This is a genomic window from Actinomycetospora chlora (assembly GCF_039542135.1).
GTDB lineage: Bacteria > Actinomycetota > Actinomycetes > Mycobacteriales > Pseudonocardiaceae > Actinomycetospora > Actinomycetospora chlora.
Window position 1 is genome coordinate 1 of the sequence record NZ_BAABHO010000020.1, and the last position, 22,747, is coordinate 22,747.

24 protein-coding genes are annotated in these 22,747 nt (G+C 74.6%); 16 read left to right on the top strand and 8 right to left on the bottom strand.

Going from position 1 to position 22,747, the window contains the following annotated elements:
- The 8 genes from ABD994_RS13985 to dapB form a co-directional block, all read left to right on the top strand.
- A partial coding sequence (locus ABD994_RS13985) for a zinc-binding dehydrogenase (protein WP_345415432.1) occupies positions 1-430 on the top strand: 430 nt, incomplete at its 5' end.
- Between the two features lie 9 nt (positions 431-439).
- Positions 440-1,369 carry a tRNA pseudouridine(55) synthase TruB gene (truB, locus tag ABD994_RS13990; RefSeq protein WP_345415434.1) on the top strand — a complete coding sequence of 310 codons (930 nt, stop codon included), beginning with the start codon at positions 440-442 and terminating at the stop codon, positions 1,367-1,369.
- A gap of 76 nt (positions 1,370-1,445) precedes the next feature.
- A complete protein-coding gene (locus ABD994_RS13995; RefSeq protein ID WP_345415436.1) occupies positions 1,446-2,390 on the top strand; it encodes a bifunctional riboflavin kinase/FAD synthetase in 945 nt (314 codons plus the stop codon).
- Between the two features lie 86 nt (positions 2,391-2,476).
- Complete coding sequence (locus tag ABD994_RS14000) at positions 2,477-2,920, top strand: helix-turn-helix domain-containing protein (RefSeq protein ID WP_345415439.1); 444 nt, start codon at positions 2,477-2,479, stop codon at positions 2,918-2,920.
- Between the two features lie 197 nt (positions 2,921-3,117).
- Positions 3,118-3,387: a 30S ribosomal protein S15 gene (rpsO, locus tag ABD994_RS14005; protein ID WP_345415442.1), complete on the top strand. Its 270-nt coding sequence runs from the start codon at positions 3,118-3,120 to the stop codon at positions 3,385-3,387.
- A gap of 250 nt (positions 3,388-3,637) precedes the next feature.
- Entirely contained in the window at positions 3,638-5,944 is a 2,307-nt protein-coding gene (locus tag ABD994_RS14010) for a polyribonucleotide nucleotidyltransferase (RefSeq protein ID WP_345415445.1), read from the top strand.
- 101 nt (positions 5,945-6,045) lie between these two features.
- Positions 6,046-7,338: a M16 family metallopeptidase gene (locus ABD994_RS14015; RefSeq protein ID WP_345415448.1), complete on the top strand. Its 1,293-nt coding sequence runs from the start codon at positions 6,046-6,048 to the stop codon at positions 7,336-7,338.
- On the top strand, positions 7,338-8,078 hold the full coding sequence (gene dapB, locus ABD994_RS14020) for a 4-hydroxy-tetrahydrodipicolinate reductase (protein WP_345415451.1): 741 nt from the start codon (positions 7,338-7,340) through the stop codon (positions 8,076-8,078). The genes ABD994_RS14015 and dapB overlap by 1 nt, the downstream gene beginning before the upstream one ends.
- On the opposite strand, the gene ABD994_RS14025 is transcribed toward dapB, so the two are convergent.
- Both ABD994_RS14025 and ABD994_RS14030 read right to left on the bottom strand, forming a co-directional pair.
- A complete protein-coding gene (locus ABD994_RS14025) occupies positions 8,069-8,653 on the bottom strand; it encodes a hypothetical protein (protein ID WP_345415454.1) in 585 nt (194 codons plus the stop codon). The genes dapB and ABD994_RS14025 overlap by 10 nt on opposite strands.
- A 9-nt stretch (positions 8,654-8,662) precedes the next feature.
- Positions 8,663-9,256, bottom strand: coding sequence for a GNAT family N-acetyltransferase (locus tag ABD994_RS14030; protein WP_345415456.1), 594 nt, complete (start codon positions 9,254-9,256; stop codon positions 8,663-8,665).
- A 69-nt stretch (positions 9,257-9,325) separates the two neighbouring features.
- On the opposite strand from ABD994_RS14030, the gene ABD994_RS14035 reads away from it, so the two are divergent.
- Positions 9,326-9,817, top strand: a complete 492-nt coding sequence (locus ABD994_RS14035; protein ID WP_345415459.1) for a beta-class carbonic anhydrase — start codon at positions 9,326-9,328, stop codon at positions 9,815-9,817.
- Entirely contained in the window at positions 9,814-10,572 is a 759-nt protein-coding gene (locus ABD994_RS14040) for a hypothetical protein (RefSeq protein ID WP_345415462.1), read from the top strand. Before ABD994_RS14035 ends, ABD994_RS14040 begins: the two co-directional genes overlap by 4 nt.
- Here ABD994_RS14040 and ABD994_RS14045 read toward each other — a convergent pair.
- From ABD994_RS14045 to ABD994_RS14055, 3 genes are all read right to left on the bottom strand, one after another.
- Positions 10,533-11,840, bottom strand: a complete 1,308-nt coding sequence (locus ABD994_RS14045) for a wax ester/triacylglycerol synthase domain-containing protein (RefSeq protein WP_345415465.1) — start codon at positions 11,838-11,840, stop codon at positions 10,533-10,535. The two genes, ABD994_RS14040 and ABD994_RS14045, sit on opposite strands and share 40 nt — an antisense overlap.
- Entirely contained in the window at positions 11,837-13,129 is a 1,293-nt protein-coding gene (locus ABD994_RS14050) for an acetyl-CoA hydrolase/transferase family protein (RefSeq protein WP_345415468.1), read from the bottom strand. The genes ABD994_RS14045 and ABD994_RS14050 overlap by 4 nt, the downstream gene beginning before the upstream one ends.
- A gap of 62 nt (positions 13,130-13,191) precedes the next feature.
- The gene (locus ABD994_RS14055) at positions 13,192-13,458 is read right to left on the bottom strand and encodes a hypothetical protein (RefSeq protein WP_345415471.1); all 267 of its coding nucleotides are present in this window, start codon (positions 13,456-13,458) and stop codon (positions 13,192-13,194) included.
- Positions 13,459-13,593: 135 nt separating this feature from the next.
- Here ABD994_RS14055 and ABD994_RS14060 point away from each other — a divergent pair, with 135 nt between their 5' ends.
- On the top strand, positions 13,594-14,853 hold the full coding sequence (locus ABD994_RS14060; RefSeq protein WP_345415728.1) for a winged helix-turn-helix domain-containing protein: 1,260 nt from the start codon (positions 13,594-13,596) through the stop codon (positions 14,851-14,853).
- Here the strand turns inward: ABD994_RS14060 and ABD994_RS14065 are convergent.
- Complete coding sequence (locus ABD994_RS14065; RefSeq protein ID WP_345415474.1) at positions 14,823-15,767, bottom strand: LysR family transcriptional regulator; 945 nt, start codon at positions 15,765-15,767, stop codon at positions 14,823-14,825. The genes ABD994_RS14060 and ABD994_RS14065 overlap by 31 nt on opposite strands.
- A 76-nt stretch (positions 15,768-15,843) precedes the next feature.
- On the opposite strand from ABD994_RS14065, the gene ABD994_RS14070 reads away from it, so the two are divergent.
- The 3 genes from ABD994_RS14070 to ABD994_RS14080 are packed head-to-tail and all read left to right on the top strand — an operon-like array spanning position 15,844 to position 19,286.
- Complete coding sequence (locus ABD994_RS14070) at positions 15,844-16,539, top strand: succinate dehydrogenase cytochrome b subunit (protein WP_345415477.1); 696 nt, start codon at positions 15,844-15,846, stop codon at positions 16,537-16,539.
- 2 nt (positions 16,540-16,541) lie between these two features.
- The gene (locus ABD994_RS14075) at positions 16,542-18,518 is read left to right on the top strand and encodes a fumarate reductase/succinate dehydrogenase flavoprotein subunit (protein WP_345415481.1); all 1,977 of its coding nucleotides are present in this window, start codon (positions 16,542-16,544) and stop codon (positions 18,516-18,518) included.
- A gap of 12 nt (positions 18,519-18,530) precedes the next feature.
- Positions 18,531-19,286, top strand: coding sequence for a succinate dehydrogenase/fumarate reductase iron-sulfur subunit (locus tag ABD994_RS14080; RefSeq protein WP_345415484.1), 756 nt, complete (start codon positions 18,531-18,533; stop codon positions 19,284-19,286).
- A 168-nt stretch (positions 19,287-19,454) separates the two neighbouring features.
- Here ABD994_RS14080 and ABD994_RS14085 read toward each other — a convergent pair whose 3' ends face one another.
- Positions 19,455-20,393, bottom strand: coding sequence for a DUF4097 family beta strand repeat-containing protein (locus ABD994_RS14085; RefSeq protein WP_345415489.1), 939 nt, complete (start codon positions 20,391-20,393; stop codon positions 19,455-19,457).
- Positions 20,390-21,175 carry a toxin-antitoxin system HicB family antitoxin gene (locus tag ABD994_RS14090; protein WP_345415492.1) on the bottom strand — a complete coding sequence of 262 codons (786 nt, stop codon included), beginning with the start codon at positions 21,173-21,175 and terminating at the stop codon, positions 20,390-20,392. Before ABD994_RS14090 ends, ABD994_RS14085 begins: the two co-directional genes overlap by 4 nt.
- A 63-nt stretch (positions 21,176-21,238) precedes the next feature.
- Between ABD994_RS14090 and thyX the strand changes: the two genes are divergently transcribed.
- Positions 21,239-21,991, top strand: coding sequence for an FAD-dependent thymidylate synthase (gene thyX / locus ABD994_RS14095; RefSeq protein WP_345415495.1), 753 nt, complete (start codon positions 21,239-21,241; stop codon positions 21,989-21,991).
- Positions 21,992-22,044: 53 nt separating this feature from the next.
- On the top strand, positions 22,045-22,677 hold the full coding sequence (locus ABD994_RS14100; protein WP_345415497.1) for a TIGR03085 family metal-binding protein: 633 nt from the start codon (positions 22,045-22,047) through the stop codon (positions 22,675-22,677).
- Positions 22,678-22,747 lie beyond the last annotated feature (70 nt).

The window sequence follows — 22,747 nt, forward strand, 5'->3', positions numbered from 1 at the left end:
GCTCGGCCGCGAGCGCGGCCTCGTGCTCGTCGTCGGCGCCGGCCTCGACCCGGCCGTCGACGCGGAGGCGCTGCGGGAGGCGATCGGCGACGGCGGCGCGCGCGTCGCGGTGGAGGCGGCCGGGCGGGCGGACTCGCTCGCGCTCGGCGTCCGGGCCCTGCGCCGCCAGGGCACGCTCGTGCAGGTCGGGCTGCTGGCCGCCGAGCCGACCGTCCCGGTCCCCGACGTGGTCGCCCGCGAGCTCGCGCTGCTGGGCAGCCACGGCATGGCCGCGGCCGACTACCCGCGCCTCACCGCGCTCGTCGCCGGCGGGCGGCTCGACCCCGCGCGTCTGGTCACCCGCCGGATCGGGCTGGACGCCGCCCCGGCCGCCCTGGCGGCCCCGCCCGTGCCGGGCGAGGTCGTGGTCGTCGAGCCCCACCGGGCATGATGGGCCGCCGTGTCCGGACAGGGTCAGCGATCGCGGCGTGAGCCCCCGCCGCCGGGTCTCCTGGTGGTCGACAAGCCGGCGGGGTGGACCTCGCACGACGTCGTCGGCCGCGCGCGGCGTCTCGTCGGCACCCGCAAGGTGGGCCACGCCGGGACGCTCGACCCGATGGCCACCGGCGTGCTGGTGCTCGGCGTCGAGCGCGCGACGAAGCTCCTCGGCCACCTCGCCCTGGACACCAAGACCTACCTCGCGACGGTCCGGCTCGGCCTCGCCACCACGACCGACGACGCCGAGGGCGAGGCCGTCGGCGACCCCGCCGACACGGCCGGCCTGGGCGAGCGGGCGATCGCCGACGGGGTCGCCGCGCTGACCGGCGCGATCGACCAGGTCCCGAGCAGCGTCTCGGCGATCAGGGTCGACGGCCGCCGCGCCTACGAGCGCGCCCGCGCGGGGGAGGAGGTCGAGCTCGCGGCCCGCCCGGTGACCGTGCACCGCTTCGACGTCCTCGCCGCCCGCACCGACGGCCCGTTCCGGGACCTCGACGTGCTCGTCGACTGCTCGTCGGGCACCTACGTCCGCGCGCTGGCCCGCGACCTCGGGGCGGGCCTGGGCGTCGGGGGGCACCTCACCGCGCTGCGCCGCACCCGCGTCGGGCCGTTCACGCTCGCGCACGCCCGCACGATCGAGACCCTCGCCGCGGAGGAGGAGGCCGACGGCCGGGCGTCGCTGTCGCTCGACCTCGACACCGCGGTCGCCACGGCCTTCCCGCGCCGCGACGCCGACGCCGACGAGGCGGCCGGCCTCGCCCACGGCCGTCCGCTCCCGGCCGGCGGCGGGCCGGGCACCGTCGGCGTGTTCGGCCCGGACGGGCACGTGATCGGCCTCGTCGCCGACGACCGGGGCGCCGCCCGCCCGGTGCTGGTCCTGGCCCCCGCATGAGCGCCGGCGTGACGTCACCCGCCGCACGCCCCCTCGACACGGCGTGATCGCGGGCACCGCCCGTAGGCTCGCCGCCGTGCAACGCTGGCGGGGACTCGACGGGGTGCCGTCGGGCTGGGGTCGGTGCGTCGTGACCATCGGCGTGTTCGACGGCGTGCACCGCGGCCACCAGCAGCTCATCGCGCGCGCCGTGGAGCACGGGCGGGTCCTCGGCCTGCCGGTCGTGCTGATCACGTTCGACCCGCACCCGGCGTCGGTGCTGCGCCCCGGCACACACCCGGCGCGGCTGACGTCGCTCACGCGGCGCGCCGAGCTGGTCGCCGAGCTGGGCGTCGACGCGTTCTGGGTGCTGCCCTTCACCGCCGAGCTGGCACGGGTGGCGCCCGACGAGTTCGTGCACGAGCTGCTCGTCGACCGCCTGCACGCCGCGATGGTCGTGGTCGGGCGGAACTTCACCTACGGCTACCGCGCGGCCGGCGACGTGGGGGAGCTCGAGCGCCTCGGGCAGCGCTTCGGCTTCGCCGCCGAGGGCGTCGACCTGGTGACCGAGGCGTCGGCGCCCGCCGGGTCGACGGTGACGTTCTCCTCGACCTACATCCGCGCCTGCATCAGCGCCGGCGACGTCCGCGCCGCCGCCGAGGCGCTGGGCCGCCCGCACCGTCTCGAGGGCGTCGTGGTCCGCGGCGACCAGCGCGGTCGCGAGCTCGGCTACCCGACGGCCAACGTCGACTGCGGCGAGCACGCCGCGATCCCGGCCGACGGCGTCTACGCGTGCTGGTTCCACCACGGCGGCCGGGTGTACGCGGCGGCGACGTCGGTGGGCACCAACCCGACGTTCTCGGGCCGCCAGCGCACCGTCGAGGCGTTCGTGCTGGACACCCACGAGGACCTCTACGGCGCCCGCGTCGCGGTCGACTTCGTCGAGCGCGTGCGCGGCATGGAGCGCTTCGACTCGATCGAGGAGCTCATCACCACCATGGACGGCGACGTCGCCCGTACCCGCGAGGTCCTCGGCGTCTGACCTTCCCCGAACCGCACCCACCGCCGTCGCGTGCCTGCCACGATCGCCGACGGGACCGGACGCGGGGGCGGGAGGGGAGGGTGGCCGTGCGCGATGCGGAGGCCGTGCGGCGCAACCGCGAGCTCCAGCGCCGCCTCTACGGCGAGCCGCTGGGCGACCGGCTGCGCCGCCTGCTCGCGGCGCTCGACGTCTCGCAGGCGGTGCTGGCCGAGACCCTCGGCGTCAGCTCGCCGATGCTCTCCCAGCTGATGAGCGGGCGCCGGGCCAAGATCGGGTCGCCGGCGGTGCTGGGGCGCCTCGAGATGCTCGAGGCGCGGGTGGTCGCGGGGTCGGCGCAGCACGTGGCGCCCCTGCTCGCGGAGGTCCGCGCCGCCCAGCCGCGCAGCGAGCGGCCGGACCGGGGGAGCGAGTCCTACGACGTCCTGCGCACGGTGGCCGGCCCCGAGGAGCTGGCCCGCGCCGCGGACACGCTCGACCGGGGCTTCCCCTCCCTCGCGGGGCTGCTGCGCCGCGCCGCCGGCCAGGCCTGACGCGTCGTCCGGCCCGCCGGGAGCGGCGGCGGACCCCTCGGTACACTGGGAAGCGATTCGTCCGGCTGCGGTCCGTGGTGGCCGGGCGGCGGGTGGTCCCGGACCCCCGCGAGCGTGCGTCGCCCGCATCCATGATCCGTCGTGGTGGGTGCCGCCGGACGTCACGGCACCGACGGAACAAGAGGAGCACCACCCCCGTGGCACTGACCACCGAGCAGAAGAAGGCGACCCTCGCCGAGTACGGCGTGCACGACACCGACACCGGGTCGCCCGAGGCGCAGGTCGCGCTGCTGACGCAGCGCATCGTGCGGCTCACCGAGCACCTGAAGATGCACAAGCACGACCACCACTCCCGCCGCGGCCTCCTGCTGCTGGTCGGGCGTCGCCGTCGCCTGCTGAAGTACGTCGCCTCCGTCGACGTGGCCCGCTACCGCTCGCTCATCGAGCGGCTGGGGCTGCGCCGCTGAGAAGGCCCACCTGAACCCCGCGCACGCCCCGCGCCGGCCGGCCACGACGCCGGTCGGCGCGTCGGCGTGCGCAGAACCCGTATCCGGCCCCACCGCCACCCGCCACGTCACCGGGCTGCCCGCGCGTCGTCCGGTCCTCGGTAGTGGCCCCGGGACGCAGAGGCGTCCCGGGGCTTCGATCGAAGACCGGCCGCGTGGCACGACCGCCGTGGTCGGGGCGCGGTAGGGGCCTCGCAGAGGAGAACCCTTCATGACCGAGACAGACTCGGGTGTCCACGAGACCACCGCGGTCCTGGACAACGGTGCCTACGGCACCCGCACCGTCCGCTTCGAGACGGGCCGGCTGGCCCGTCAGGCGGCCGGCGCCGTCGTCGCCTACCTGGACGACGACACGATGCTCCTGTCCGCGACGACCGCCTCGAAGCGGCCGAAGGACAACTTCGACTTCTTCCCGCTGACGGTGGACGTCGAGGAGCGCATGTACGCCGCGGGCCGGATCCCCGGCTCGTTCTTCCGCCGCGAGGGCCGCCCGTCGACCGACGCGATCCTCACCTGCCGGCTCATCGACCGCCCGCTGCGCCCGACGTTCACCGCCGGCCTGCGCAACGAGGTCCAGGTCGTCATCACGGTCCAGAGCCTGGACCCGAAGGACCCCTACGACGTCCTGGCGATCAACGCCGCGTCGGCGTCCACCCAGATCTCCGGCCTGCCCTTCGACGGGCCGATCGGGGCGACGCGGGTCGCGCTGATCAACGGACAGTGGGTCGCGTTCCCGACCTGGGAGCAGCTCCACGACGCCGTGTTCGACATGGTGATCGCCGGCTCGGTCACCGCCGACGGCTCCGACGTCGCGATCGCGATGGTCGAGGCCGAGGCCACCGACCGCGCGATCGGCCTCATCGGCGAGGGTGCCCAGGCGCCCACCGAGGAGATCGTCGCGCAGGGCATGGAGGCGGCCAAGCCGTTCATCCGCACCCTGTGCGAGGCCCAGAAGGAGCTCTACGTCGCCACGGGTGTGACGACGAAGGACTACCCGACGTTCCCGCCGTACCAGGACGACGTCTACGCCGCGGTCGAGTCGGCCGTCGGCTCCGACCTCGACGCGACCATGTCGATCGCCGGCAAGCACGAGCGCGACGACGCCCAGGACGCCATCAAGGACCGCCTGGTCTCGGAGCTCGGCGAGAAGTTCGAGGGCCGCGAGAAGGAGATCGGCGAGGCGTTCCGCTCGCTGACCAAGAAGACCGTCCGCCAGCGGATCCTGCGCGACGGCTTCCGCATCGACGGCCGCGGCACCACGGACATCCGGCCGCTGGCCGCCGAGGTCGAGGTGATCCCGCGGGCGCACGGCTCGGCGCTGTTCGAGCGCGGCGAGACCCAGATCCTGGGCGTCACCACGCTGAACATGCTCCGGCTCGAGCAGACGATCGACTCGCTCGGCCCGGAGACCACCAAGCGGTACATGCACCACTACAACTTCCCGCCGTTCTCCACCGGCGAGACCGGCCGCGTCGGCTCGCCCAAGCGCCGCGAGATCGGCCACGGCGCGCTCGCCGAGCGCGCGCTGGTCCCGGTCCTGCCGACGCGCGAGGAGTTCCCCTACGCGATCCGGCAGGTCTCCGAGGCGCTGGGCTCCAACGGCTCGACGTCGATGGGCTCGGTCTGCGCCTCGACGATGTCGCTGCTCAACGCCGGTGTGCCGCTCAAGGCGCCGGTCGCGGGCATCGCGATGGGCCTCGTCTCGGGCGAGGTGGACGGCAAGGAGACCTTCGTCGCCCTCACCGACATCCTCGGCGCCGAGGACGCGTTCGGTGACATGGACTTCAAGGTCGCCGGCACGAAGGACTTCGTGACCGCGCTGCAGCTCGACACCAAGCTCGACGGCATCCCGTCCGAGGTGCTCGGCAAGGCGCTCACGCAGGCCAAGGGTGCCCGCCTCGCGATCCTCGACGTCATGGCCGAGGCCATCGACGCCCCGGACGAGATGAGCGAGTACGCGCCGCGCATCACCACGGTGAAGGTGCCGGTCGACAAGATCGGCGAGGTCATCGGCCCGAAGGGCAAGATGATCAACTCGATCACCGAGGAGACCGGCGCCGACATCTCCATCGAGGACGACGGCACGATCTACGTCGGTGCCGCCGACGGGCCCAGCGCCCAGGCCGCGATCGACCGCATCAACGCGATCGCCAACCCGCAGCTGCCGAAGATCGGCGAGCGCTTCCTCGGGACGGTCGTCAAGACCGCCGCGTTCGGCGCGTTCGTCTCGCTGCTGCCGGGCCGCGACGGCCTCGTCCACATCTCGAAGCTGGGCGGCGGCAAGCGCATCGGCAAGGTCGAGGACGTCGTCAACGTCGGCGACAAGCTGCGCGTCGAGATCACCGACATCGACAACCGTGGCAAGATCAGCCTGATCCCGGTCAAGGAGGAGGACGCGGCGGCCGCGCCCTCCGAGAACGGGAACGGTGCGGAGGCCCCGGTCGCCGACGCCGAGCCCGCCCCGGCCGCCACCTCGGGCGCCGTCACCGGTGCCATCGGGGGCGGCACCCAGGCGTGACCGGAGACGTCGAGGGGAGCACGCCGATAGGGCAGCGCAGCTCGACCATCGGGACGGCTCTCGATGCCTTCCAGGTGGAGGCCGACCACCCGGCCCCCGGCGTGGCACGCACCGTGCTGCCCGGGGGCCTGCGGGTGGTCACCGAGCACGTCGCCGGCGCGCGGTCGGCGTCGGTCGGGCTGTGGGTCGAGGTCGGCTCGCGCGACGAGCCGGGCAGCGGCGCCGGGACGCACGGCGCCGCGCACTACCTCGAGCACCTGCTGTTCAAGGGCACGCGGCGGCGCTCGGCCCGGGCGATCGCGGAGGAGATCGACGCCGTCGGCGGCGACCTCAACGCGTTCACCGGCAAGGAGCACACCTGCTTCTACGCGCACGTCCTCGACCGGGACATGCCGCTCGCGGTGGACGTGCTCGGCGACGTCGTCCTCGACGCGGTGATGGCCGCGGGGGACGTCGAGCTCGAGCGCGACGTGGTGCTCTCCGAGATCGCCGGCCGTGACGAGGACCCCGAGGACCTCCTGGCCGACGACTTCGACGCGCTGCTGTTCGGCGAGCACCCGCTCGGCCTGCCGGTGATCGGCACCGAGGAGTCGGTGCGGGGCATGACCCGCGACCGTCTCGCCGACTTCCACGCCCGCCACTACGTCCCGTCGCGCTCGGTGCTGGCCGTGGCCGGCAACGTCGCGCACGCGGACGTGCTGGCGGCGGTGACGGAGGCCTACGGCGCCCGGCTCACCGGCGGCACGGACCCGTGGCGCCGCCCGGCCGGGGCCCTCCCCGCCGACCCGGCGGACCGCCTGGCCGTCCGCGACGAGGACACCGAGCAGGCCCACCTCATGCTCGGCGTGCCCTCGCTGCGGCGCGCGGACGAGCGCTGGCCGGCGCTGCAGGTGCTGTCCACCGTCCTCGGCGGCGGCATGAGCTCGCGGCTGTTCCAGCAGGTCCGCGAGCAGCGCGGGCTCGCGTACTCGGTGTACTCCGCGACCACCGGCTACACCGACACGGGCACGCTGGCGGTCTACGTCGGGTGCGCGCCCGAGCGGCTCGGCGCGGCCGCGGCGGTCGTCTCGGCCGAGCTCGGCGACCTCGCCGCCCACGGCGTCACCGCCCCCGAGCTGGCCCGCGCCCGCGGGCAGCTGCGCGGCGAGCTGGTGCTGGGTCTCGAGGAGACCTCGGCCCGCATGACCCGCCTCGGGCGCCGCGAGCTCGACCACGGCGGCCTGGACCGCGCCACCGACCTCGCCGGCACCCTCGACCGCATCGACGCCGTCGACGCCGAGCAGGTCGCGGCGCTCGCGTCCGAGCTGCTCACCGGCCCGCGCGTCGCGGCCGTCGTCGGGCCCTACGGTGACGTCGACGAGCTGCCGGGCGAGGTGCAGGAGATGATCTCGTAGTGGTCAAGGTCGGTGTCCTGGGTGCCCGGGGCCGTATGGGTGCCGAGGCGTGCGGTGCCGTCGAGGGCGCCGAGGACCTCGAGCTGGTGGCCCGCGTCGATGTGGGCGACGACCGGGAGGCGCTGCGCGCCGCCGACGTCGTCGTCGACTTCACCCACCCGTCGGCGGTCGGCGACAACCTGCGCTGGTGCGTCGACGCCGGCCTCCACGTCGTCGTGGGCACGAGCGGCGTGACCGACGACGTCCTCGACGACGTCCGCGGCCGCCTGCGGCCGGGGCAGGCCGTGCTGGTCGTGCCGAACTTCGGCATCGGTGCGGTGCTGATGATGCGCTTCGCGGCGCAGGCGTCGCGGTTCTTCGACTCGGTCGAGGTCATCGAGCTGCACCACCCGCGCAAGGCCGACGCCCCGTCGGGCACCGCGACCCGTACCGCGCAGCTGATCGCCGCCGCGCGCGCCGACGCCGGTCTCGGCGCGGGGCCGGACGCCACCACCCACGACCCCGACGGCGCCCGCGGCGCCCGTGTCGACGGCATCCCGGTGCACGCCGTGCGGATGGCCGGGCTCGTCGCGCACCAGGAGGTCCTGCTGGGCTCGGAGGGCGAGACGTTCACGCTGCGCCACGACTCCCTGCACCGCAGCTCCTTCATGCCCGGGGTGCTCCTGGCGTGCCGGAGGGTCGCCGAGCACCCGGGCCTCACCGTCGGTCTCGACGCCCTCCTCGACCTCGGTCAGGCCTGATCGAGCCACGGCCGGAGGTACTCCCGGTCGACCGCGACGCCCTCGGGGATCAGCGCCACCATCCGGCGCACGCGCTCGGCGGCGTCCTTGGTGAGGCGGAAGTCCTCGTCGCGTGACATCCGGTGCTCCGGACCGAACGTCCGCGCCGCGGCCACGATCGCCGGCACGGCCGCCCGGACGTCGTCGGCGTCGTCGGCCGCGAGTGCCGGGTCCAGCCCGGCACCCTCCAGGCGGGCGCCGACGTCGTCGAGCTGGGCGGCCAGCCAGCCCCACGGGTCGGTCGTGAGATCCGTGGACCAGACACGGTCGGAGGGCTCGTCGCCGTCGAAGAACGGGTGGACGTGGGCGGCCGAGAACGAGCCCGCGGGCCGGTCGAGGCGGTCGAACAGGTCGGCGCGCCAGAACGCGGCGTCGACGACGGTGCGCTGCGCGGCCGACTCGCTGCCCCGGTGCTCCTGCGGGGTGAGCAGCCGCAGCTCGATGCGCGCGCCGTGCTCCGTCACCGCGTCGGGGGAGATCTCGAACCACCGCCGCACCACCACGGCGACGCGGGTGAAGCCGTAGACGATCAGCACGGGTGCTCCTCAGCTCAGCAGGGGCAGATCGAGGTCGTCGAGCGACGGCTCGGGACGGAACTCGAGGTCGAGCGTGCCGTCGACCCGGATCTCGCGCAGGGGGCGCCCGCCCGCGTCGAGGGTGCGGACGGTGCCGTCGGGGTCCCAGCCGGCGCGCTCGTAGAAGCGGCGGGAGGCGGTGTCGCGCTCGGGCACCCAGGCGACGGCCCGGGTCGCGCCGGCCGTCCGCAGCGCCGCGGCCGCCTCGACGAGCAGCCGGCCGCCGTGCCCGCGGCGTCCCCACCGCGGCTCGACGAGCAGGGCCGCGACGACCGCGACCGACCCGGCGTCGTCGGGCACCGCGCCCCCCGCGTCGGCGAGGTCGTCGGGCGTCGCCGGGCCGGCCGCGCAGAAGCCGACCAGCGCGTCGCCCTCGGTGGCGACCCACACCGCGCCCGCCGCGATCGGGTCGGCCCAGCCGCCCGCCACCGCGGCCTCGTCGAACCCCGCGACGGCCCCGGGCGGGAGCATGTCGGCGTAGGCCGAGGTCCACACCGTGCGCTGCACGCGCGCGATCAGCGGGGCGTCGTCGGGGGCCGCGGGGCGGACGGAGGCGAGCGCCATGCCGCAGAGCCTAGGGATCCCGGTCACCCCGGCGTGCGCCCGCGGTGGGGGTCTCGCCAGGATGCGGGCATGACCGCGACCGACGAGATGGTGGCCGCCAACAGGAGCTTCGCCCAGGGCTTCGACAAGCCAGGGCTGCCCGGACCCCCGTCGCGCGGGGTGGCCGTGGTCGCGTGCATGGACGCGCGTCTCGACGTCTACCGCGTGCTCGGCCTGGGCGACGGCGAGGCCCACGTCATCCGCAACGCCGGCGGCGTCGTCACCGACGACGTGCTGCGCTCGCTGGCGGTCAGCCAGCGCAAGCTGCAGACACGGGAGGTCGTGCTCCTGCACCACACCAAGTGCGGCATGGCGACGTTCACCGACGACGACTTCGTCGCCGAGCTCGAGGCCGAGACCGGGCAGCGGCCCGGCTGGGCGCCGGGCACGTTCCCCGACACCGAGCAGGACGTCCGCGACTCGCTCGCCGCGGTGCGCTCCAGCCCGTTCCTCGTGCACACCGACGCCGTGCGCGGCTTCGTCTACGACGTGGACACGGGAGCGCTGACCGAGGTCTCGTGAGCCTCGACATCACCGCCGAGCTCGACGTCCCGCACCGTCCCGACCTCGCCCCGATCGGACGGCAGCTCGACGCGCTGGCGCCGGTCGCGGCGCGGTTCCTCGTGCCCGACAACGCGACGGCGCGGGCGGCCGTCGCCGGGCTGGTCGTGGCCGCCGAGGTGCGCCGGCGGGGCCACGAGGCGGTGGCGGTGCTCAACGCCCGCGACCGCAACACCCTCGGCCTGCGCCGGGACCTGCTCGGCCTGCTCGCGCTGGGCGTCCGGGAGGTCCTGCTGCTGCGCGGCGACCGGCCCGAGGACGACCGCGAGGACGGGCCGCTGACCGTCGGCGCGATGCTGCGCGAGGCCCGCGCGCTGGCGGCCGAGCACGACGCCGACCTGCGGATCGGGGTCGTCGCCGCCCCGCACCGTGACCTGCCCGGGTGGAAGCGCGACGCCGACGTCGTGTGGCTGGCCCCGACGTTCTCGATCCCCGCCGTGGCCGGCTGGCTCGGGCGCCACGCCGACCTGGGACGCCCGGTCCGGGCGGGCGTCCTCGTGCCCACCGGTCCGCGGATGGCGCGCGGGGTGGCCGAGGGCATGGACCTCGACCTGCCGGAGGGGCTGACCGAGGCGCTGGCGGAGGACCCCGCGGCGGGCGTGGACGCGGCCGTCGAGCACGCGCTGGCGCTGCGCGACACCGGCGTCGACGGCGTGCACCTCGTGGCCGTGAGCCGCTACCGCGAGGCCGCGTCCCGGCTGGCCGGGCTCGCCTGACAGGCGGTGACGAGCAGGTCGGCCTCGGCGCGCAGGCCGTCGGCGAGCACGTCCACCTCCGGGACGAGGCCCGGGTCGACGCAGATGCCGAACGACAGCACGTCGACCATCGACGCGGCGGTGACCCGCAGCGCGTGGTGGAACCCGATCTCGGCGAGCGGCCAGGTCGCGCGGACCCGGCGGTCGAGCACCGCGACCGGCTCCCGCGGGCCGGGCACGTTGGACACGCTCACGGTGAACGCCCGCGCGGTGGCCCGCAGCCGGTCGGCGACGCGGCGCAGCGGCGGCGAGACCTCCCCGAGGCGGTGCAGCAGCTCGTCGAGGCGCGCGGCGTCGCCCGCGTCCTTGCGGCACGTCGTCAGCTCGTGCACCGCGTGCAGGCGCTCGAGCGGGTCGGTGACGTGCAGCGGCAGCGGCAGGTCGAACGCCGAGTCGCGGTTGCCGGCCGACGGGTCCTCGCGCGGCAGGCTCACCGGCACCCGGACGCGCAGGTCGGTCACCGCGCCGGCGTGGTGGTCGAGCCAGCGGCGCAGCCCGCCCGCGAGCACCGCCAGGAACGCGTCGTTGACGGTCGCGCCGACCGAGCGGGCGGCGGCGTGCAGGGCGCCGAGGTCGGTGTCGAGGAACGCGACGCCGCGCCGCGTGCTGATCTCGCCGTCGAACGGTGAGCGCGAGGGGCCCACCGTGAACTCGCGCCGGATCACCGCCATGAGGTGCTCGCGGCGGCGCCGGTGGTCGGCGCGCACGGTGGCGGGCGGCGACACGGCGGGGCCGGTGGCGGGCCGCCCGTCGTCGTCGACCGGGCCCTCGTCGTAGAGCACGGTGTGCGACAGGCGGGTCATCGTCGCGCCGTCGGCCAGCGCGTGGTGCACGCGCCAGAGCAGCGCCGTGCCGCCGCCGGCGAGCGGCGCCACGTCGATCGACCACAGCGGCCGCGCCCGGTCGAGGTGCTGGGCGAAGCGCTCGGCGACCAGGGCGCAGAGCGCGGCGTGGTCATAGGGCCCGGCCGGGGCGTCGACGACGTGGCGGTCGAGGTCGAGCGCGGTGTCCGGGATCCAGACGGGCTCCTCGGCCGTGCCGGCGAGCCGGTAGCGCAGCTCCGGTGCGGCGGGCAGGCGGGCCGCGATCCGCTCGCGCAGCGCGGCGGCCGTCACCGGCTCGCCGTCGAGCACCGCCCCGTGCAGGACGTGCCCGACGACGGTGGTGCACTCGAGGTCGAGGATCGCGCGGTCCTCGTCCGAGAGGGGGACGCACGCGGGCTCGGTCACAGGTACCCCATCGCCCGGGCCTGCGCGGTGAGCTCGTCGCGGAAGTTCGGGTGCGCGATCGCGATGAGCCGGGAGGTGCGCTCGGCGACCGACGCGCCGCGCAGCTCGGCGACCCCGTACTCGGTGACGACGTGGTCGACGATGTTCTTGAAGGTCGTCACCGCGGCGCCCGGCTGCAGCTGCGGGACGATCCGGGAGACGGTGTCGTCGTGGGTGGCCGAGTGCAGGACGATGAACGCGGCGCCGTCCTCGGCCATGATCGCCCCGCGGGCGAAGTCGGGCTGGCCGCCGGACGACGAGAAGTACTGGCTGCCGAGCGACTCCGAGGCGCACTGGCCGAGGAAGTCGACCTCGAGGGTGGCGTTCACCGACCGGATCAGCGGTTCGCGGGCGATGTTCCACGGATCGTTGGTGTGGTCGACCGGGTGGAACTCGACGCCGCCGTTGTCCGCGATGAAGTCGAAGAGCCGCTGGCTGCCGAGCGCGGACGTCGTCACGATCTTGCCGCGGTGGGTTGCCTTGCGGGTGCCGGTGACGACGCCCGCCTCGACGAGGTCGACGAAGCCGGTGCCGAACACCTCCGAGTGCACGCCGAGCTCCCGGTGGCCGTGCAGGCTCGCCAGCACCATGTCGGGCACCGCCCCGATGCCGATCTGCAGCGTCGCCCCGTCGGGGATGCGCTCGGCGACGAGCGCGGCGATCGCCCGGTCCCGGTCGGTGGCGACCGGGGTGGGCAGCTCCGCCATCGCCCGGTCCGCCTCGCACCAGCCGACGACGTCGCTGATGTGGAGCTGGTTGCCGCCGAAGGTGCGCGGCATCCGCGCGTTGACCTCGACGAAGAACGGCACCTCGCCGATGAACGCCGCGCTGTAGGTGGCGTCGGTGCCGAGCGAGAAGTAGCCGTGGCGGTCCGGCGGCGACACCGAGGCGATGACGAGGTCGGGCCGCACGGAGCGGCGCATCAGTCGCGGCACGTCGCTGAAGTTGTTGGGCACCAGGTCGCAGTGCCCGGCGCGGAACGCGTCGCGCGTCGCGGGGGAGAGGAACCACGACACGTGCCGCAACCCCGGGATCTTGCCCTCGATCGACGGGCGCGGGCGCGGCGCGAGCATCTGGTGCACGCGCACGCCGTCCAGCCGGTCGCCGGCGGCCTCGAGGGCGTCCAGCACGGTCGCGGGATCACCGTTCGACGAGTTGGCGACGATCTGGCTGCCGGGCCCGACGTGCTCCAGCACGGCCTCGGCGGGCCGGCGTGCGGCGGCGATCATGTCCTGGACACCCGGGGTCACGATCACATCCTGGGCGACGCGGGCCCCGGGATCCAGGCTCTCCGTGACGATCTCTCCGGCGGTTAGGCCGGACGAGGGAGGGGCAGCGCCGGCGGCTCGTCGTCGGACATGCGGGCGGTAGCGGCCGGGTGCTCGACGAGCGCGAGCACGCGCGACGCCATGAAGCGCGCCGTCCGCACCGGCGTCCCGCCCCGGGTCACCTCGCTGACCTCCACCACGCCACGGCCGTGCGCGATCTCCACGCGCCGCCCGGCCCGGGTGGCCTCCACCTCCCACGTCCGCGTCGCGCCACCGGCGTCGACGACGATCTCCACACGGTCCCCGACCATGGGTCCTCCTCACAGCGTTTACCCAGGTCAACGCTGGTGCGGGCCCGGTCATTCCGCCCGCTGTGTCGATGGTCGAGCTCCGCTCCGCTACGTCTCCTGTCGGGGGTCTCCGGCAGGATCGGCCCCGTGGAGACGATGTCGGCGGCGCAGGCGCGGCGCACGGCCGTGGCGGCGCAGGGCCTCGCCGGGCCGGCCCGGCGCGGGCGGCCCACCCGGGGCACGCTCGACGCCGGGGTCCGGCGTCTCGGGCTGCTGCAGCTCGACTCGGTCAACGTCGCCGTGCGCGCGCACTACGCGCCGCTGTTCTCCCGGCTGGGCCCGTACGACCGCGACGCGCTCGACGCGCTGGCCTGGCCGCGCACGCGGGCGGAGGGCCGGCGCCGCACGCTCGTCGAGTACTGGGTGCACGAGGCGAGCCTGCTGCCGGTGGAGGACTGGCCGCTGTTCCGCTGGCGGATGCGCGACAACTCCGCACGCACCAGCCGGTGGCTCGGCGCGGCGCTCGACCACCGGCCCGACGTCCTCGACGCCGTGCACGACGCGGTGGCGCAGCACGGGCCGCTCGAGGCGTCGGAGGTCGCGGAGGTGCTCGGCGACGCCGGCGACCGGCGGGCCCGCGCGTACGGCGGCTGGTGGCAGCGCTCGGACGTCAAGGTGGCCTGCGAGCACCTGTTCGCCACCGGCGCGCTCACCACGGGCACGCGGCGGGGCTTCCGCCGCGCCTACGAGGTGCCCGAGCGCGTGCTCCCGGCCGACGTCCTGGCCCGCGAGCCGGCCCGCGAGGAGGCGATGCGCGCGCTCACCCGGCACGCCGCGGGTGCCCTCGGCGTGGCCACCGAGCCGGACCTGCGCGACTACTTCCGCCTGCCGCCCGGTGAGAGCCAGGCCGCGGTGGCCGAGCTCGTCGACGCCGGCGAGCTGGTGCCGGTCGAGGTGGAGGGCTGGGGTGCCCCCGCCTACCTGTCTCCCGACGCCCCGCGGCCGCGGCGGGTCACCGGGCAGGCGCTGCTCGCGCCGTTCGACCCGCTGATCTGGTTCCGGGCGCGCACGCTGCGGCTGTTCGACTTCCACTACCGCATCGGGATCTACACGCCCGCCGAGAAGCGCACGCACGGCTACTACGTCTTCCCGTTCCTGCTCGACGGCCGGCTGGTCGCGCGGGTCGACCTCAAGGCCGACCGGGTCGCGGGCGTGCTGCGGGTGCCCGGGGCGTTCCTCGAGGGCGGGCGCGACCACCCCGGCGAGGCCCGCGTCGCCGACGCCCTCGCCGCCGAGCTCGCGACGATGGCCGGGTGGCTCGGTCTCGAGGGCGTGGTGGTCGAGGGCGGCGACCTGGCGCCCGCCCTTTCTCAGGCGGTCAAGGCTCAGGCCGACAACGTGGGGGGGTGGACGTAGCGCACCCCGGGCGGCAGGTGGCCCGTGCGCGCGGTGCGGGCGAGCACGGCCAGCAGGTCCTCGCGGAAGGCCTGGGCGGCGCGGGTGGGGGCGACGTCGGTGCGGTGGGCCAGCGAGATCGTGCGGTGGCTCCAGGCCCCGCCGTCGAGCCGGGTCGCGCGCAGTGACGGGTGCCCGGCGAGCACGAGGCTCGGCACGATCGCGACGCCGAGGCCCCGCTCCACCATCCGCAGCACGGCGTCCATCTCGCCGCCCTCGACGGCGATGCGCGGGGTGACCCCGGCGGCGGCGCACGCCGCGAGCGTCACCTCGCGCAGCTCGTAGCCGGGCCGGTTGACCACGAGCGGGTACTCGGCGAGCTCGGCGACGCCGATGTGGGCGCCGAGGTCGGGCCACCCGCGGCCGGCGACCACGACGAGCTCCTCTCGCAGCACCGGGGTGAGGGCGAGGTCGGAGACGGCCTCGGTGCGGTCGATGACGAGCGCGACGTCGAGCTGGCCGCGCTGCAGGTCGGCGACGAGGTCCTGCGAGCCGCCCTCGGAGATCTGGATGGCGATGCCCGGGTAGCGGCCGTGGAAGACCTCGAGCACGTCGGCGACGACGCTGACGCACAGGCTCGGCGTCGCCCCCAGACGCAGGCGGCCCCGGCGCAGGCCGGCGAGCTCGGCGATCTCCATCCGGGCCGTCTCGGAGTCGGCGACGATGCGCCGGGCGAGCGGCAGGAGGGCCTCGCCCGCCGGAGTGGGTGTGACGTTGTCGTGACCGCGCGTGAGCAACGTCTCGCCCAGGTCCTCCTCCAAGCTGCGGATCTGCTTGCTCAGCGTCGGCTGGGCGACCCGGCACAGGGCCGCTGCCTGCGTGAACCGGCCCGTGTCCACCACAGCGAGGAAGTAGCTGAGCTGTTTGATGGTCATCGCCATAGCTCCACGCTATGGCACGGCCGTGTGGCATGCATTAGCGCTTGGGGGTTGCTCGACTTACCGTCCTCACGTGGTCATCACCCCGCAGCGCAACATCGTCTCGAGGACGTGGGGCTCGTCCGTCGGGAAGAAGTCGGTCATGGCGGTGACCGGTGGGATCTTCCTGCTCTTCGTCATCGCCCACATGCTCGGCAACCTGAAGATCTTCTTCGGGATCACGGCGTTCGACGACTACTCCGAGCACCTCCGCACCCTCGGCGCGGACATCTTCGGCTACTCCGGGGTGCTCTGGGTCCTGCGCGTGGTCCTGCTCGGCAGCGTCGTGCTGCACGTCTGGGCGGCGTTCGCGCTCTGGTACCGCGCGAAGCGGGCACGGCCGATCGGGTACCAGCACCGGCAGAAGTGGGAGGGCAGCTACGCCGCTCGCACCATGCGCTGGGGCGGGGTGATCGTCGGTCTGTTCGTGATCTGGCACATCCTCGACCTGACGACCGGCACCGTGAACCCCGCGCCGCCCGGGGCGGGCGCCTACGAAAAGCTCGTCGCCAGCTTCGACCGGCCCGTCGTCGCGATCTTCTACATCCTGGCCGTCGTCGCGCTGGGCCTCCACATCCGGCACGGCCTGTGGTCGGCGATCCAGACCTTCGGCCGGAACAGCGCTCTCAAGCAGAACGCGCTCAAGACCTTCTCGTTCGTCGTGGCCGCGGTGATCACGATCGGTTTCGTGATCATCCCGATCTCGGTCATGACCGGTCTGGTGAGGTGACCATGTCGGAACTGCAGCAAGAGCCCACCGCCACGCAGGGCGAGGGCCGCTACGTCGTCGGCGACGCGATCGCCGACACCCGCGCCCCGGACAGCCCGATCGGCGACCGGTGGAACGACCGCAAGTTCTCCGCGCGCCTGGTCAACCCGGCCAACCGCCGCAAGATGAGCGTCATCGTCGTGGGCACCGGCCTGGCCGGCGGCGCCGCGGCGGCCACGCTGGGCGAGGCCGGCTACCACGTGAAGTCGTTCTGCTTCCAGGACAGCCCGCGCCGCGCGCACTCCATCGCCGCGCAGGGCGGCATCAACGCCGCGAAGAACTACCGCTACGACGGCGACTCGGTGCACCGCCTGTTCTACGACACCGTCAAGGGCGGCGACTTCCGCTCGCGGGAGTCGAACGTCCACCGCCTGGCCGAGGTCAGCCTCAACATCATCGACCAGTGCGTGGCGCAGGGCGTGCCGTTCGCCCGCGAGTACTCCGGCCTGCTCGACACGCGCTCCTTCGGTGGCACGCAGGTCTCGCGCACCTTCTACGCCCGCGGGCAGACGGGCCAGCAGCTCCTGCTCGGCGCGTACCAGGCCCTGGAGCGGCAGGTCGCGGCCGGCACCGTCGAGATGCACCCGCGCACCGAGATGCTCGACCTCATCGTCGTGGACGGGAAGGCGCGCGGGATCGTCACCCGCAACCTGTTCACCGGCGCGGTCGAGACCCACCTCGCCGACGCGGTCATCCTCTGCTCGGGCGGCTACGGCAACGTCTACTACCTGTCGACCAACGCCAAGGGCTCGAACGTCACGGCGGCCTGGCGGGCGCACAAGCGGGGCGCGCTGTTCGCGAACCCCTGCTACACGCAGATCCACCCGACCTGCATCCCGGTCTCCGGCGAGTACCAGTCGAAGCTGACGCTGATGTCGGAGTCGCTGCGCAACGACGGCCGGGTGTGGGTGCCCAAGGAGCGCGGCGACGACCGCCACCCGAACGACATCCCCGAGGACGAGCGCGACTACTACCTGGAGCGCCAGTACCCGGCGTTCGGCAACCTCGTCCCGCGCGACATCGCCTCGCGCGCTGCGAAGAACATGTGCGACGCCGAGCACGGCGTCGGGCCCGGTGGGCTGGGCGTGTACCTCGATTTCAAGGACGCCATCGAGCGCCTCGGGCGCCACGCCGTCGAGGCCAAGTACGGCAACCTCTTCGAGATGTACCAGCGCATCACCGGTGACGACCCGTACGAGGTCCCGATGCGCATCTACCCGGCCATCCACTACACGATGGGCGGGCTGTGGGTCGACTACGACCTGCGCTCGACGATCCCGGGCCTGTTCGTGGGCGGCGAGGCCAACTTCTCCGACCACGGCGCCAACCGCCTCGGCGCTTCGGCGCTGATGCAGGGCCTGTCCGACGGCTACTTCGTGCTGCCGACGACGGTGGCCGACTACCTCGCCGACGCCCCGTTCGACGAGGTGCCCGACGACCACCCGGCCGTCACCGAGGCGGTCGAGGCCACCCGCTCGCGCATCGACAAGCTGCTCTCGGCCAACGGCCACCGCACCGTCGACTCGTTCCACCGCGAGCTCGGCCAGCTGGTCTGGGACCAGTGCGGCATGGCCCGCAGCAAGGAGGGCCTGGAGAAGGCCCTCGACCGGATCCCCTCGCTGCGCGAGGAGTTCTGGCGCGACGTGAAGATCGTCGGCACCGGTGACGGCTTCAACCAGTCGCTCGAGAAGGCCGGCCGCGTCGCCGACTTCATGGAGCTCGCCGAGCTCATGTGCATCGACGCGCTGCACCGCGAGGAGTCGTGCGGCGGCCACTTCCGCGTCGAGCACCAGACCGAGGACGGCGAGGCCCAGCGCGACGACGAGAACTTCTCGTACGTCGCGGCCTGGGAGTACGGCGGAGACCACCAGCGGCCGGTGCTGCACAAGGAGGACCTCGAGTTCGACTACGTGCACCCGAGCCAGCGCAGCTACAAGTAGCGGAGTCCGATCGTGAAGCTCACCCTGCGCATCTGGCGCCAGGCGTCACCCGACGCCAAGGGCAAGATGCAGAAGTACACCCTCGACGACGTCGAGCCGGACATGTCGTTCCTCGAGATGCTCGACGTGCTCAACGAGAAGCTGCAGCTGGACGGCAAGGACCCGGTGTCCTTCGACCACGACTGCCGTGAGGGCATCTGCGGCTCGTGCGCGATGGTCATCAACGGGACCCCGCACGGCCCGCAGAAGAACACCACGACGTGCCAGCTGCACATGCGGCACTTCGACGACGGCGACACCATCGACATCGAGCCGTGGCGGGCCCGGGCGTTCCCGGTGGTGAAGGACCTCGTCACCGACCGCAGCGCCTTCGACGAGATCATCAAGGCCGGCGGCTACGTCTCGGTCAACACGGGATCGGCGCCCGAGGCGCACGCGATCCCGGTGGACAAGGTGTCGGCCGACGACGCGTTCGACGCGGCCACCTGCATCGGTTGCGGCGCCTGCGTCGCGGCCTGCCCGAACGGCAGCTCGATGCTGTTCACCGCGGCCAAGGTGACCCACCTCGGCCTGCTCCCGCAGGGGCAGCCCGAGCGCCAGACCCGGGCGGTCAACATGCTCGCCAAGCAGGACGAGCTGGACTTCGGCGGCTGCACCAACGTCGGGGCCTGCCACGAGGTGTGCCCCAAGGGTATCCCGCTGGCGACGATCTCCCAGCTCAACCACGACGTCCTCGGCGCCACCCTGGCGGGCGCGCGCTCGGACTAGGCGCGTCGTACCGCGCACCCCCGTGCTGAGCGAGGGGCACCCTCGGTCGGATAGACGGGCGAGGGGCGCCCCTGGCCAGAACGGGGAGCGCCACCGCGGCCCTGAGCGAGGGGGCCCTTCGGTCGATCTAGCCGACCGGAGGGCCCCCTCGCTCGTTCCGGGGGCGGGTCACGACGCGGTGGGCAGCGCCGGGGTGCGGGCGGTGGCGACGGTGACGTCGCCGGCGCCGGTGCGGGCGCGCACGCGCAGCGGGCCGCCGTCGACGGTCTCGGGTCGCTCGGGGCGCACCGGGAGCTCGCTGCGCACCCGGCCGACGGTCGCGTCGAGGCGGACCTGGGCGTCGACGCCGGCGTGCACGCCCACCCACAGCGACCCGACGCCCGTGCCGAGCTCGACGTCGCCGGCCACGGCGTCCGCGATCTCGACGTCGCCCGCCGCGGCGCGCACGGCGACGTCCGCCCGGACCTCGCCGAGCCGCACCCGCCCGGCGCCCGTGGTGATCTCGGCGGGGCCCAGGACGTGGTCGATCCGCACCCCGCCCGCCCCGCCGGTCATGCGCAGCGGGCCGCCGAGACGGGCGACGCGCACCTCGCCGGCCCCGCAGCGCAGCTCGGCGCGCCCGGTGACCTCGTCGAGGTCGACCTCGCCGTTGCCGTGCACCGACACCTCGTCCGCGCGGCCCTCGACGCGCACGCGCGCGGCGCCGGCCCGCAGCCGCAGCGACGACCCGGCGGGGGCCCGGACGGTGACGGCGAGCGGGATGCCGCGCAGCGCGGTCTCCCGCGGCCCGCGCACCGTGAGGCGCCGGGCGTCTTCGTTCCAGTCGACGGTCGTCGCGGCGACGGCGGCCGCGGCGCGTTCGTCGGGGTCCTGCGGAGCGCTGCCACCGCCGAAGCTCCCGAGGAGGCCGAGCAGCCCCGACAGCCCCCGCAGCCAGCCGGGCGGGGCGTCCGGGTCGACCTCCACCCGCACGCGGACGGTGTCCGCGCCCGGGTCGGTGGTCTCCGCGTCGTCGAGGTGGACGCGGACCGTGCCGGCGTCGAGGGCGAGGTCGAGGTCCGCGGGCCCCGGTCCGTGGCCGACGGCCTCGCGCGCCGGGGCGGTCACCCCTTCACCCACCCGTCGACGCCGCCGTCGTCACCGTCGTCCTTCGGGGTGGACGGCGGGGTGGACGGCGGGGCGGACGGGCCGGACCCGGTGCTGCCGGTCGTGCCGGACCCGCCCGGTGCCCCCTGGTCCCAGCCCTTGCGCCAGTTCTCGTCGCGGCTCTCGTCGCGGCTCTCACCCCGCCCGCGGTCCCAGCCACCGTCCCAGCCGCCCCACGAGCCGCCGCGCGGACCGCCGTGCTGGCGCAGGGCGCCCTGCACGGCCTGGCCGATCCACGAGTTCAGCGACATGCCCTGTGCGGCGGCGGCCTTCTCGGCCTGGCCCTTGATCTGGTCGACCAGGCGCAGCGTCATCCGCGAGATGTCGCCGACGTCCGGACCGCCGGGACCCCCGAAGCCGCCGGGGAAGCCCGGGCCGGGCGGCGGCGGGGGCGGCGTCTGGCGGTGCGGGCCCCCGGGGCCGCCGCCGTTCGGCGCCCCGGCGAAGGGGGACGACGACGGGCCGGCGTAGAAGCCCTCGTCAGCACCGCCGGCACCGCCGTCGCGACGGTCGACGACCACGTCCACCTCGCGCCCGGCCAGGCGCAGCGAGACCGTGCGGTCGCCGAGGGCCTCGGTGACCTCGCCGGCGAGGTCGGACAGGGCGTTCATCAGCGCCAGCCGGACGGCGGGCTCGAGGGCGGCGGCGAGCGAGCCGGCAGCGCGCGTGGTGGCCTCGTCGCCGACGGCGGCCGCCGCGGCGAGGTCGTCCCGGAGGGAGGAGACGTACGGTGTCAGGTCCATGACACCACTGTGACACCATGCCAGCGTGGCCGCCACCATGATGGTGTCATTTACCGTGGAGCCGTGCCGGAGACCGTTCAGCCCGAGGTCACGCTCATCGCGAAGACCGAGTTCCGCGCGCCGCCCGGGGTGCCGTGGGAGACCGACGCCGACGGCGGCCAGGCGCTCGCGGAGTTCGCGGGCCGGGCCTGCTACCAGTCGTGGAGCAAGCCCAACCCGGCGACGGCCAGCAACGCGGGCTACCTGCGCCACATCCTCGAGGTCGGGCACCTCTCGGTGCTCGAGCACGGCACCGTCAGCTTCTACCTCACCGGCATGTCGCGCAGCCTCACCCACGAGCTGATCCGCCACCGGCACTTCTCCTACTCGCAGCTCTCCCAGCGCTACGTGCCCGAGCGCGACGCGGCCATGGTCGAGCCCGACGTCATCGCCGACGACCCCGAGCTGCACCAGCTGTTCGCCGAGGCGAGCGCCGCCGCCCTCGCGTCGTACGAGAAGCTGCTCGCCGGGCTCGAGGAGCGCTTCGCCGACGAGCCCAACCGCACGCTGCGCCGCAAGCAGGCCCGCCAGGCCGCGCGCGCCGTGCTGCCCAACGCCACCGAGACGCGCATCGTCGTCACCGGCAACTACCGCGCCTGGCGCCACTTCATCGCCATGCGCGCGAGCGAGCACGCCGACGTCGAGATCCGCGACCTCGCCGTCGCCTGCCTGAAGATCCTGCAGGCCGAGGTCCCCAACGTGTTCGCCGACTTCGAGATCACCCGGCTGCCCGGCGGCTCCGAGGTCGCGAGCAGCCCGTTCGTCGCCGAGGGGTGACCCCGCGAGGTCGCCGGCGTGATCGTCGCGCGGCCACCGGGTAGGAGGAGTCCATGAGTGCCGCCCAGATCGCCGACGCCGAGCGTCGCGATCTCGCCGACCTGTTCCTGCGGCTCGGCCCGGACGAGCCGACGCTGTGCGGCGACTGGACGACGCGCGACCTCCTCGCCCACCTCATCACCCGCGAGCGCCGTCCCGACGCGGCGCCGGGCATCCTCATCCCGCCGCTCGCCGGCTGGACGCAGCACGTGCAGTCGCAGGTGGCGCGCGGCGAGTTCGGCGAGCTGGTGGGCACGCTGCGCTCCGGCCCGCCGTTCTGGTGCCCGATGGCGCTGCCGCCGCTGCGCGCCGTCGACGTCCAGGAGTTCTTCATCCACCACGAGGACGTGCGCCGCGCGCAGTCGGGCTGGTCGCCCCGCCCGCCGGACGCGGCGCGCGACCGCCAGCTGTGGCGCATGGCCGGCCTCCTCGGGCGGCTGAGCTACCGCTCCAGCCCGGTGGCCGTCACGCTGCGCCGCCCCGACGGTGAGGAGCACGCCGTGCGCTCGGGGCCCCGCACCGTCATCCTCACCGGTGAGCCCGGTGAGCTGCTCCTGCACGCCGCGGGGCGCGACGAGTGCGTCGTGCACCCCGAGGGCGAGCCCGCCGACGTCGCCGCGGTCATGGCGCTCGACCGCGGCCTGTGAGCCGCACCCGCACCAGCACATCCCAGTCGCAGTCCCAGGAGGACCCGATCACCGCCCGTACCACCCCCAC